Origin of the sequence: Sulfoacidibacillus ferrooxidans (genome assembly GCF_022606465.1) — a bacterium.
GTDB lineage: Bacteria > Bacillota > Bacilli > Alicyclobacillales > SLC66 > Sulfoacidibacillus > Sulfoacidibacillus ferrooxidans.
In genome coordinates this window covers 1-11893 of sequence record NZ_JALBUF010000018.1, presented here as the reverse complement: position 1 = coordinate 11893, position 11893 = coordinate 1, and the positions used below count along the sequence as shown (strand labels likewise).

Annotated in this window: 10 protein-coding genes and 3 pseudogenes; 6 read left to right on the top strand and 7 right to left on the bottom strand. The window is 41.2% G+C overall.

Annotated elements, in window-relative coordinates; translation table 11 throughout:
* Positions 1-38: 38 nt before the first annotated feature.
* Positions 39-401: a hypothetical protein gene (locus MM817_RS14400; protein WP_241716408.1), complete on the top strand. Its 363-nt coding sequence runs from the start codon at positions 39-41 to the stop codon at positions 399-401.
* A gap of 285 nt (positions 402-686) precedes the next feature.
* On the opposite strand, the gene MM817_RS17565 is transcribed toward MM817_RS14400, so the two are convergent.
* The 3 genes and pseudogenes from MM817_RS17565 to MM817_RS14390 all read right to left on the bottom strand — a co-directional run bounded on the left by MM817_RS17565 (position 687) and on the right by MM817_RS14390 (position 1735).
* Positions 687-953: a transposase gene (locus MM817_RS17565; RefSeq protein ID WP_419723419.1), complete on the bottom strand. Its 267-nt coding sequence runs from the start codon at positions 951-953 to the stop codon at positions 687-689.
* A gap of 15 nt (positions 954-968) precedes the next feature.
* A pseudogene (locus MM817_RS17075) lies at positions 969-1313 on the bottom strand (IS3 family transposase); the annotation flags it as partial.
* Positions 1314-1465: 152 nt separating this feature from the next.
* Complete coding sequence (locus tag MM817_RS14390) at positions 1466-1735, bottom strand: transposase (protein WP_241716404.1); 270 nt, start codon at positions 1733-1735, stop codon at positions 1466-1468.
* A gap of 256 nt (positions 1736-1991) precedes the next feature.
* Between MM817_RS14390 and MM817_RS17560 the strand changes: the two genes are divergently transcribed.
* On the top strand, positions 1992-2300 hold the full coding sequence (locus tag MM817_RS17560) for a transposase (RefSeq protein WP_419723418.1): 309 nt from the start codon (positions 1992-1994) through the stop codon (positions 2298-2300).
* 260 nt (positions 2301-2560) lie between these two features.
* Here MM817_RS17560 and MM817_RS14385 read toward each other — a convergent pair whose 3' ends face one another.
* Positions 2561-3541, bottom strand: coding sequence for a hypothetical protein (locus MM817_RS14385; RefSeq protein WP_241716402.1), 981 nt, complete (start codon positions 3539-3541; stop codon positions 2561-2563).
* Between the two features lie 560 nt (positions 3542-4101).
* Here MM817_RS14385 and MM817_RS17550 point away from each other — a divergent pair.
* Complete coding sequence (locus MM817_RS17550; protein ID WP_419723416.1) at positions 4102-4293, top strand: hypothetical protein; 192 nt, start codon at positions 4102-4104, stop codon at positions 4291-4293.
* 1627 nt (positions 4294-5920) lie between these two features.
* Positions 5921-6409: a hypothetical protein gene (locus MM817_RS14380; protein ID WP_241716400.1), complete on the top strand. Its 489-nt coding sequence runs from the start codon at positions 5921-5923 to the stop codon at positions 6407-6409.
* Between the two features lie 485 nt (positions 6410-6894).
* Here the strand turns inward: MM817_RS14380 and MM817_RS17070 are convergent, their stop codons facing one another.
* Positions 6895-7017 carry a hypothetical protein gene (locus MM817_RS17070; RefSeq protein ID WP_272880011.1) on the bottom strand — a complete coding sequence of 41 codons (123 nt, stop codon included), beginning with the start codon at positions 7015-7017 and terminating at the stop codon, positions 6895-6897.
* A 212-nt stretch (positions 7018-7229) separates the two neighbouring features.
* Here MM817_RS17070 and MM817_RS14375 point away from each other — a divergent pair, with 212 nt between their 5' ends.
* Both MM817_RS14375 and MM817_RS17545 read left to right on the top strand, forming a co-directional pair.
* Positions 7230-7541 carry a hypothetical protein gene (locus tag MM817_RS14375; RefSeq protein ID WP_241716398.1) on the top strand — a complete coding sequence of 104 codons (312 nt, stop codon included), beginning with the start codon at positions 7230-7232 and terminating at the stop codon, positions 7539-7541.
* Positions 7542-8366: 825 nt separating this feature from the next.
* A pseudogene (locus tag MM817_RS17545) lies at positions 8367-8546 on the top strand (IS3 family transposase); the annotation flags it as partial.
* Between the two features lie 758 nt (positions 8547-9304).
* Here the strand turns inward: MM817_RS17545 and MM817_RS14370 are convergent.
* Both MM817_RS14370 and MM817_RS14365 read right to left on the bottom strand, forming a co-directional pair.
* Positions 9305-9388 (bottom strand): annotated as a pseudogene (locus tag MM817_RS14370) (metallophosphoesterase family protein); the annotation flags it as partial.
* 30 nt (positions 9389-9418) lie between these two features.
* A complete protein-coding gene (locus MM817_RS14365; RefSeq protein ID WP_241716396.1) occupies positions 9419-11755 on the bottom strand; it encodes an AAA family ATPase in 2337 nt (778 codons plus the stop codon).
* Positions 11756-11893 lie beyond the last annotated feature (138 nt).

Here is an 11893-nt window from a genome sequence, read left to right as displayed (position 1 = left end):
TACACATACATGAACATAATTATTACGGAGGTGTAAAGATGAGCGATCAAAAAACAGAGGTTAACATTGGGTCCATTCAAGCGAACCAAAGTGCATTTGCCATTGGTGATAACAATACTGTAACCACAACCAACCACTTAGGGCAGCAAGTAAAGGACGCTACCGAAGCATTGATTGAGGCTCTGAAGGCTCATGATATTCCACAAGATACACGCAAGGATCTTATCGGTACGGTTCAAACGGCGGCTGCTCAGGCAAGAGAGGACAAGCCTAACAAAACATTGATTCAAATACTTATGACGACGGTTAAAACAATGGTTTCGGCCTTTGAAGCATCTCCAGCTTTAATTACTGCTTACGAAGCTTGGGCGCACGCGCTCCATCCCGTCTGTTTAACCTAGAGTAAAATACCCGTCCGATCGATGGGTAGAAACACACGATTTTTTCGGGTATTGTTGCTTGACAAAATATACCTAAATTGGTAACTAAACCAATTAAGTATACTGAGGAATTCAAGTCCATGATTGTTGCCCTCTATGGACTTCTGTCAAGGTGCTAGACACAAAAAGAAGAACTATTTAGGTGATGACTGCAGATAGTAAATCTTCCATTTATTGAGGCGTTTTGTACTGAATAGCTGAATGAATTCTGTTACGATGATATCGACCCTCAATGTATTGAAATAACTATGGTTTTGCGTCTTCGTAGGATTTGAATACGGTTCTGTAGACCATCTCTTTTTTCAAGATGGCATGAAAACTTTCGATAGGTGCGTTGTCGTAGGGACACCCTTTGGATGAAAACGATTGACGGATGCCCAGACTAAGCAGTTTCTCTCGGTACTCATGACTTGTATACTGACTCCCTCGGTCTGAGTGGAGGATGACCCCATGTTCCGGTCTCTGCGTCGTGACTGCCTGATTCAGAGCGGATAGTACACAACTCTTATCCATTGTTTTACTATAATTTCATCCGATCATCTTGTTTGTGGCTACATCCATCATGGATCCTAAGTAAGTCCACCCATCCGCTACAGTGTGTAAATACGTGATATCACTAACCCGTTTTTCATTTTTCTTAGTGGTAGAGAAATCCCACTTGAGTACATTTTCGCCTTCGTTATATACGGCGTCTGCTTGATAAGGTCTGTATTTTTTGATCACGATAGACCTCAATCCCAGACTTTTCATGATACGTTGCACTCGCTTTTCACTGACTGCGAACGGTACATACAACTGATTCATCTCTTTCCGAATTTTAGTGGCGCCATAGACGCCGTCTTGTTCATGATCAATCCTGATGATTTCTCGTCTTAGTAGCTTGTTTTCTTATTTTAATCGTCCATCTGGGCGTTTTTGCGCACAGAAATAATAGCTGCTACGACCGATTCCCAGCACCTTACATACTTTCTTTATGGAATGTTTTTCATACTGGGATGCGGCGACATCAGCCAGTTCACGCACACTTACCTTTTGGCGAATATGGTCATAGCCTTTTTTAATATTTCATTTTCCTCTTCTAGTTCCCGAATGCGATTCTTGAATGTCTTGATATCCAGGGATGTCACCGTATCATTCTCTACAGTGATTTCCTTACGCTCATTAACCCATTGATAAAGCGCCATTTTACATAGACCATATTCGTTCGTGATTTCTGATGGCGTCTTCCCATTGCGATAGAGTTCAACAATCATCGCCTTACATTCATCAGAATACCTAGTTTGTTTTGCTCCCATTTTGTTCGAAACACCCTTTCGATAGTAGTCTACCAGTCCTTTCTTTTGTGTCCACCACTTTATACTAGGTCCACATTGCCTTTTAAGGTGAGTGAAAAACGAGTACAGCGCATCATGAAAAACGTAGGTCTTCGATCCGTCGTCATTAAAAAATATCGACCTTATAAAAAGGATGCTGTATAACGGGGGAAATATACTCAAGCGGGATGTTTCTACGACGAAAAGAAATGAAATATGGGTGAGTAATATCATCTAATTGAACACGGTTCAAGACGGTTATTGTTATCTGGCCTCCATCATGGACTTAGCCATAAACAAAATAATTGGATGGTGTTTTAGCAAAACCATGGATAGATCCTGTGTATTGTCAACTCTACACCAAGCGATAACGACACAGCGGCCTCTCAAGGGCGTGATTCTTCACTCGGATCGAGGGAGCCAGTATACGAGTCACGAGTACCGTGAAGAACTGATTCAGCAAGGATTTCGACCATCTTTTTCAGCTACAGGATGTCCCTACGACAATGCGCCAATCGAAAGTTTTCATGCTATTTCGAAAAATTAAATGGTTTACAAAACAATTTTTACCTCTTATGAAACCGCATTGCCTCAGGTATTTCAGTATAGTGAAGGGCGCTACAATCGCAACCGAATTCACTCAGCGCTTGGCTATAAAACACCTCAGCAGATGGAGGATCTATTGTCTGCGTCAGTTGCGTAAAATAGTTCTTCGATTTGTGTCAAGTAACTTGACACAGGTCCATTAGAGGTTGCGAAAGACATCAAGCAATGGATTAAACATCTCTTGAAAGAAGGTCACTGCGGTCACTGCTCACCCTCCTCAAACTCACACGAACCTTCAGAAACTTTCATGGTTGTGAGCTGCCGGGGTGCTTTGGAATAGTCATAGTATGGCCCTGTATACCCAAGCTTCTTCAAGAGAAGATACTGAAGTGGTGAAGCCACTCTGCTCCAAATCTTCCAGTCCCCTTGCTCATACTGATATCCTTTATGAGTGGAATTCCTTTTCGAGGTGAAATCTTTTAGATGGCCATCGTCAATGAACACTTCGTACAAATCAAACAGTGCTCTTGCTCGTTCCCTGAATGACTTAAGAAAAAGTGCTTCGACTTTGTTCGGGAGCTCAGATTCAAACTGTTTCCAGGTGCTCTCATCGGTGTTAGTCATAATCCCGCGTCTGAGCCAATCCTTTAAATCGGGTCTCGTCTTCCGTCTAGATGGGTTGTCTATATAATAGGATTTTTCCCATTTCAGAATCAGTTCGCTGCTAGTCAGTTCCTCAATGGTTGCTTGTAGTAGCAGAAAAGGTACGGGGTAGATTGGTTCCGAACGCCCGACAGCGATTGAGTGGTTCAGCTTACGCCATAACCGCCGTTCTTCAGGAGACATTGCATACAACTCAGACCACGTTTCGTTGAAGAATTGCTGAAGGTTCCTAAAGTCAATCAGTTCATGCACTGACGCGGGTCGCAAAATCTCTCTTTCACATTCCCACTCTATGGCCCTTTGCCGTTGTGTGCCAATTTTGGACCATGAGACGAACGTTCCGTACGCGATGGATATCAAGTCTGAAACACACTCCGCACACTTGTCTATCTCATCCTTCGTCCTCGCGGTATCCTGAGTTGATGCAACTAAAACCTGGAGGCCTGCTTGGCCTTTGTCGGTCTGATTTCTTAACTGGAACTCGTAACCCGGCACCTTGTACGTTCCTTGTAACCCAAGATACTCACCTTGAATCCACATTATGGTACGATTGGACTCTTCACCTCGATTTATGTCCACAACACATTCCCCCCACTTCAGTTATGGTAATATTATACTTATTTAGTAAGCTCAACTTTAGCAGGCCGTAAATTGACGTCGAGGCTTGCTGTCATTGGTCACATTGGTCACATTGGTGATCCATTTTCGATCTTGACCATCTAATTTACACCAATGAGAAAGCATCCTTAGATTGGTAGAATGCGTTTGCAAAAACAAATCAACCAAGAAGAAGGATGCCATGACTATGATAGCTCATTCGTCTACTTCTCGACAACTCCCAAATTCTTTTAAAATTGTATTTGATAATCTTCATATCGGACACCACCTTCGGCGTGCTGGCGTTACAGAATGTTGGATTTTCCTGCCTCGCCCTCTTTCGCATCATCCTGATGCTTATTTTTCAGCATAAAAATTGGTTGCATATGCTCGAAAGTCAGGACTCACATGCGCTACCTAGTCAAGATGCTGTGTACCGTTTCCTCAATCATCGGAGCTTCTCCTGGCGCAAATTTCTACTCTCGTTGTCGACACACACGGTGCAACAGGTGTAGCCGATTACTTCCGACCGAAATGTACCGGTGTTGATCGTAGATAACTCCGTTTACGATCGAGGGCGTAGTCGTGCGGTGGAGTTATTGGCTCGTGTCCATGATCATACGGTCAACCGATTCGTTAAAGGATTTCGCATGCTGACACTCGGATGGTCTGATGGCCATACTTTTGTCCTCATCGACTTTTCTCCCCTCAGTTCCTCAAAGAAGGAGAATTGATACACGGAAGCGAACGTTCGCATGGACAAGAGGATGGTAAGATATAAACGTCGTTAAGAGGCGATCCATTCGACACCCGATGCGGTGATCCAACTCATTGGTCACGCGTTACAAGCGGGCATACCAGCCAATTGCGAACTTATGGATAGTTGGGTTACCCATCTTCCCTTACTTCATGAGTTGCATCAAGAAGGGTTGTTCGTTATTAGCATGGTGAAAGCCATGAAATAGTGATATCAATGGGAAAACCAACTGCATACTTTGCGTGAACTTTTTCAAATCGCCAAGCCCTACTTTAGCCGCAAACAGATTTTGTCGTCTGTATGGGTGGAACTGGTGCCTAGTCTACTAGGTAAGATTGTGTTTGTGAAACATCGTCACAAAAAACGAGAATGGTTAGCCATTCTGAGCACAAACGTTACCCTATCATTTGAAGAAATCATCCGGATCTACGGCATGCAGTGGGATATTGAAGTCTTTTTCAACGCATGTAAATCGCTGCTCCGATTGGACAAGGAATTTCAGGGTCGCTAGTACGATATGATGATAGCGCATACCACTATCGTATGTACTCGCTATATCATGCTGGCTTGAGAATCGCTTAAAATGGAAGACCTAAGAACCCTTGGTGGTTTATTCCGCTTAATGCGTGACGAATTGGTCAACCGAGATTGGCGTTTGATCTCTGGTCACTCGTTGAACCGATTGCATAAGGAGTCGCTATTAACTTACAGCAGGTGCAGTGGCAACTTCTAAATTGGATATCCTCTCTGCCTAGTTATATCAAGGGGTATCTGTCACTTTTGACATGCGAAAGTTGAGTAATTAAGTAACATAGGGGCTAATATTTAAATTTACATACATAAATCAGGATATTATGTGGAGATTGGGCACTCAACTGACAATTAGTTATCTGAATATAAAGATAAAAAACATAAATTATATCATATTATAATGTTGAGTTTACACTGTATATGGTGTGATATGATGAATGTAGTTTAATATATACACTATATGTGTTGTTTGATGTTGACAGATCCAATTACTCTGTCTATTATAAAGATTAGGCTAATTAATAGATTGGGAGGTGGTTTTAATGAGTGTTAAGTTCTCTTTTTCCTGATGCTGATGCATATTTGTCAAGTGATCTTTCTATGCATGTAGCAAATCTATTAATTAGGAGTGTGTTCACAGGATTAGATTAGACTAACGACGGGGTTCGGTTTGAGACTTTCACAATAGATGTTCACGGTAGTCCGTTGTTGCAAAGGAAGCCGTTACTTAAAATTTGTCTTGAAAGCGAACCACTTAAACGAGAGGATTTACAACCTGAATCAGTCGCACTCCGTGAGCTTAAAAAGAGGTTGCTATTTTAATTGCATCTCTGTAGAGGTCCAGCCACATGGCCATCAATCTAGAGATTCTTTTCACCACAACAAGGATACAGAGCAATGACAGTCCCTTTTGCTGTTTTCACCCATTATTATAGGGCAGATGGGTGAATTAAAACCCGTCTTAGAATGTGTTTTCCTTCATTTCATTGGCGCTACCCTTTCAATGGAAAGGGATTTTGTTATTGTGGAAAATTGGGCATTAGAGTTCACACCTAATAATTGGGAGGATATCTATGTTGAACTATTTAGGCATGAATGGAGCCGAAGGATTGGCTCGATTGGAACATTATCATATGCTATGGACATCACGGCGAGAGGAGATTGATCCGCGAATCGAGGAGGCGGTTGAGAAAGCCAAAAGATTGGCCTCAGAGAAAATGGGAACTGAAAATGTGGACGTGTATATTACGTATGAAGGTGAGGTACTCATTCGAGTTAGCCCACATGAGACCAAGGACGAGATGGCAGACTTGACGAATTTAGTGGTTTTCTCGCGGCACGGTTACGACGATGACGAGACGTTGAGTCGGATGATTGGTAAAGATTGCGAGGAAGGGCCTTACGATCCGGGTAAGCGTGAATATTACAAAGAACTAATCGATGTCAATTATGACCTATATACGCTGGACAGCGAAGAGTTCGACTGCTCTTCTCCATCCATAGTTCGTCTAGAATTAAGAGAGCTAGAAGAAATCATTATAATTCAACGGAATTTAGCGTAAAATGGTCACTCGTCGCCTGCCTTCTCGACGCCATACTTTGGCAGGATAACGGTCTGGTGTTAATAGAGACATCTTTGAAGTACATTGAAGTATGGTACAACCTTGAGCGCATTCACTCATGGATGGCTTACATGTCACTGATGGAGTATGAAAAAAATATTTCCAAGTGCTAAGAATTCAAACAAGTTAAGTAGCACAAAAGCACTAATGGTATAATGTGAAAACTTATAATTTATCAGTTTGGTTGGTGTCCATTTTATTGACTTAATACCATGTAAATCCAACTATCCACAAGTCTCTAATCATATCACTAATATTTTTTATCTTCTTAAGAAGCATTGCCAAGCTTGTCTCTGCTTGCGATCTTCTGAATTCTGGTCTCTCGCATCCAATTGTTCCTGAATTTCTGTAGTCCGCTTCTGTATTTTCATTACGTCTTCTTGAATTTCAACAGTGCACTCCTGCAACTTCTCCGACCGCCGTTGTTAGTAATATGTCATGACAGCCACCGCAAGCGTGATTAAAGTAACTGCAAAGGTCAAAACACCCGCTTTATCGTTCAACCAATTCCAGAAATCCGTCGCAACTGTATGCACTCCATGCGACACAATGCTCAACCCGCTATCCAAACCGTAAATGCACATTTGGCGCTTGTGTGTGCTAATTGCCATCGAATGTTACACAAATGCCGACCATGGCTCACGATTACGGACCTGAAATTATTACTTCCCGAGCAATTAGGTCGTGTGTGACGCGCACGAAACGTGGCGCATAGTCAAAGCGCTCGCAGGTGAATAACACAGGAAAGGAGGTGATAATTATGCTGAAGTTTGAGCGGAAGTGGCTTTCCTACACGCCTCAAGCAGTATATTACATTTTCAATCACGACGGCAAAGAAGAAATTGTGGAATTGGACATTGAGGCTCGACTGCTAGCCGGGCAGCTATGTGTGGCAAACAGTTGGAACGACACGGAAGCCGAGGAACTTGTCGCCCGTGAAGCAATAGTGGAGAACATAATACCGGTTGACGATAATGGACTCAAGAAAAAAGTACGTCAAGTCCATGGTCACCACCCATGCATACAAAATGCTTTTGACGCAAGACGCGCAGGCAGACAAATTACTGACTAACGCGTGTAAGTGTCAGCGCTCGCATAAAAAAAGGACCGCCACCAAAATATCCTGGTGGCCCTTCAATTTATCCACCTATACCCTCCTGTGCATATCCGTGTTCAGTGATATTAAAGTTGTATACTGACTTTCCTTATAAAACAAGGGTTTCTAGCACTCGTGAAATTTACGGACGATAAGTAATGTTGTATACTAACGGATGCCCATTTCACCGAGTGGCTCTCCAAAATCCTCTTCATTAGACCGTTTCATAGGGATTTAGTTTGCCAGCATACGACTTTATTAACCCAGTACACAACTTAATTATCACTGAACAGTTATCTGCATAAAACGTGTGGACGGACGTTTCGATCTGATGAGCACGCCGATTCACGAGACGAAATATCCAGAGAAGTGGTCGAGTTACATGTGTGCGATGGAGCAAGGGTACTCCCTACGCAAATGCGCCGAGCTTGTCAGGATCTGCCTTCAAACTTCATTTGAATGGCGTCACAAGATTCTTCATGCCTTGTCACAGATCAAATCTCAGACGCTCAAAGGCATTGTAGAGGCGGACGAGACCTATGTCCTGTACTCCGAAAAGGGAAAGCGTGGGTTTGGTATTAAGTCAATAAAGTAGACACTCCAAAATAAAGAAATTATAATTTTTCATATGCTACTATGAGTACTTTTGTCCTACTTAATTTGCTTAAATTATCACCTTTTAAAAATATCTTCTTTCATACTCAATCGGGGACATGTAAGCTGTTGATAAGTGAATGCACTCACGATTGTACCACGCTTCGAAGTAGGGCTACTCACTCTTGCATTTAGTCATTCCATAGCGTCATTAAAAGCGAGTTTATCCATGTAGAGACGTACAAAACGCGCAAACGGGCGCATAGAGACATCTGGGAGTACATCGTGATTTGGTATAATAGGTTGCGGATTCATTCTTCGATTGGATATAAGACTCCTGTTCAATTCCAATCGAAGTATTTCAAAAAGGTGAAGAAGGCTGGCTAAATTCAGGTTTCTATACGTCATCCTATTTTGATATTATCTATTTGAGGTGTCTACCCTGTTGACTTAATACCACGTGCACCACATCCGCATGTCGGGGAAGCCGGAGAGCGCGCATCGAGAGATTTACCGAAAGCTGCATATAACGGACTCGCTGCGACGGGAACATCGAATCGCAGACCGAAGGTTGTAGTGCCCGAAAAAAGTAGTTACCAAGACAGGACGCAGGTTGGTCCGGACTTAGTCGGAAAGTCGGAATAAGACAATTTTATTGCTTCTTCTTTGAATTCTTTGTCGTACACTCGCATCTGGATTCCTTCTTCCTTTCTTATCATTCTTTCCAGAAGTACGGGTTTACTGACTTAACTAAAATAATACTGCTCCACGGTTGCTAGACGTCTACTAGGGAATGCAGCACCGCTGGGATAAGAGCCGATGGCGATGGCTCTGTTGATCGCCTGTCTTCGCAGAAGGATAGAACGAACTTCCCGATGAAGAAGCGTATATAACGTGGAAGCGATCTTTGCGTACACCGTGTGACAGTACGAACAGGGCAAAGCGGATCATCTTGATGATCGGACGTAGGACCCTTGATCTGAATATAATACTAGTAATTGAATTGTGAGTAACCTGTTGTATGTATGTTGTATTTTTGGCGCAGTGATCGGAAAATACCATTCTGAGCAATCTGAAATAAGGATTCGAACAAAAAGACCACCACTTGACAAGGCATTCATAAATTTAATGCAACGCTAGTGATTCAGTATGTATTCTTGATCATCCAGTATTGAAACCTCTTGAACCGATTTGCCTAAATGCAGGTCGGATAGGTGCAGGAATTTCATTGGCAACTCACCCTTATGTTGAAGATGCAGTTACCCAATGCTTTTTATTAGAGATAAATATTGCTCAAGATTCTTTTTTTCCATTGTTTCGATGATGAGTTTTGCAGTCTTAAGCATTTCGGGAACTTCAGTTGGAACTTCTCCACGTTCAAAGACACCGCACAAATGAGAGTATTCATTGTTTATTCTGTCTGTTAGAACAGCGGGAACACGATCTGTACCAAAGAATTTTTCGAGTTTATCAAGTTGTTTTGTGTCATCAGGGTAATTGTAAAACATCAATATTTCGAGGAACTTACGAGAATTATTACCAAAATTATAAAAACTCGTATAATTACTGTCGTCAATGGTGCTAATTTCTGAGCATTTTAATATTTCGTTAAACAGATAGTTAAACTCAGTAACATATTTTTTCAGATAATTTGGCATTTCGCTTATGTTAGATGTTGTATCTATCCTCTGGACGATATAATATCTAATATTCTTGTCGTTGTCTTTGCCCAGTCTTTTGAGATACTTTAAGAAATCAAGATTATGGGTTGACACAAACAACTGCTCAAATTGGTTAGCTTCAACCAGTTTCACTCTTAAAAGCGAGTAAATGAAAAAAACGTGATTGCCGTCTAAACTCGATATTGGGTCATCAATCCATATAATCGGCTTTTTCGTTTGCGTATTTACATCATCGAGTTTCGCCATAAAATAGCAGAACGCTATTAAGCTACACTCGCCCTCACTTAGGTTATAAGCAGGCTTATCGTTTCGCATAATCCGAAAGCGAATACGGTTTTCACCAGCGGGCACATTTTCAGCTTCCAAAGAAACAAAGTTATGTCCAAAATAATCATTCAAGTAAGCATTAACTCGCCGCGCACCTTCTTCTTCATCATTGAGTTGGCGTAGCTTTGCTTGTTTTTCAGCTATTTTCCGATTAAGAAAAGTTTGCATGTTCTTTTCCTCTTGGGTGGCATTATCACTCACTGCTTTTAGTGAAGCTATTCTTGCTATTTCATTCGTGTAATCAATTGTGGAACAAAAGTCAGCAACTTCTTGCAATCGCAAGGTTTTTTGAGCATCCTTTTTTGCAGTTGATAACTTTGTCGTATAATCGTTGCTTTCCTTAACAATTTCATTGAAGTTATTGTGTAGTGTTATCAGAGCGGCAGAATTGTCTGTTGGAGCAGTAAATGCTATTTCAACTGTTATCTGTGTTTTTTTTTGATTTAGTTGCACGATGATATTATTAAGCGCCGCACAGTAGTCACTTATCGCTTGGGTTCGAGCCGTAATAAAACTATCAATTTCAGGGTGATATTTTGAGTAATACTGTGTCTTATCAATGCTAACTGGTTGTTGAAGTCGTCCAATCTCAGAATTTATTACTGAAATAAGTTCATCTATCTCAGCATCCAATTTTTTTGATTCTTCATCAAAATGAGTATTTATTTCTGCCCATCGTTTTGAGCTTATTGAATTGCCACAGAAAGCACAGACATCTTTGCCATCGAGCAATGTTTGACCTTTCTTAACCCATTCATTAAGAGCAGCATCATGAAGTAATTCAATAAGTTTGTTTGACGCACCTATTTTTCTGGAAAGTAGTCCTGCAGATTTATCTAAATATTCGGCGATGTATAAATTTGAAACAACTATTTCTGCTATTTTATCCTTTGGTTGCTCAATAATAGTTTTTTCGTGTTCTGCCTTTTGCGCTTTTGTCAAGTTAACATAACTTACAGATGTCACGTCGGCAATGTCTGTTTTAACTTTGGCGATAGTATAGTTTTGGTCACCGAAGCGTTCAGGATTATATTTTATGCCTGTCTGCCTGTTTGTAGCCTTATCAGACAACTTTCTCTCTAATTCAGAACTCGCTAATGAATGGGCAGTAGTGGCATCTTGTGAAGTTTTTTTCTTATCTTTGAGTTGTTCATGTAACCCCGTTTCACTTTTCTCAATATCAGAACCGATTTCTAATTCTAAAGCGCTAATAGCCTTTTCGATTTCCGCATTATCTAAACCAAGTATTGCAAATGGCTCAATCCCACTATCAGGGTCAATAAGAAAACGCAGATTAGATCGAACAAAATCCTCGTTAAAAACACGAACATCAAGACTATTTGCTGTAATGGTGGTATTACTGATAATCGAACCATCATCAAGTGAGATTTCAAAATTCGGATTTTCGTATCTATCTGGCAAAAGACGAGTTTCTACTGCTCGTAAGATTCGGGATAACGTTGTTTTACCTGAATAGTTACGCCCATAAATGATGTTTATCTTTGTAAACTCAGGGATACTGTTATCCCAATTATAATTGCTGAATACAGCAAGATTGTTTATCTTACTGAATTTCTTAATTATCATTTTGTTCCTCCTAGTATATTAATGTCACGTACTCCAAAGAGTTTTGAGATAAAATTCTCGTAGTGGTCGGGGTACTACGAATTCCTCCTTGGGACCATTGGTTCTCGATCTTGAGAGTGTAGTCCCCGCCTTGCGAGC

Excerpts from the sequence above, each read along its gene's own strand:
- MM817_RS14400 (WP_241716408.1), top strand. The coding sequence starts at position 39 with ATGAGCGATCAAAAAACAGAGGTTAACATTGGGTCCATTCAAGCGAAC.
- MM817_RS17565 (WP_419723419.1), bottom strand. The coding sequence starts at position 953 with ATGGATAAGAGTTGTGTACTATCCGCTCTGAATCAGGCAGTCACGACG.
- MM817_RS14390 (WP_241716404.1), bottom strand. The coding sequence starts at position 1,735 with ATGGGAGCAAAACAAACTAGGTATTCTGATGAATGTAAGGCGATGATT.
- MM817_RS14380 (WP_241716400.1), top strand. The coding sequence starts at position 5,921 with ATGTTGAACTATTTAGGCATGAATGGAGCCGAAGGATTGGCTCGATTG.
- MM817_RS14375 (WP_241716398.1), top strand. The coding sequence starts at position 7,230 with ATGCTGAAGTTTGAGCGGAAGTGGCTTTCCTACACGCCTCAAGCAGTA.
- MM817_RS14365 (WP_241716396.1), bottom strand. The coding sequence starts at position 11,755 with ATGATAATTAAGAAATTCAGTAAGATAAACAATCTTGCTGTATTCAGC.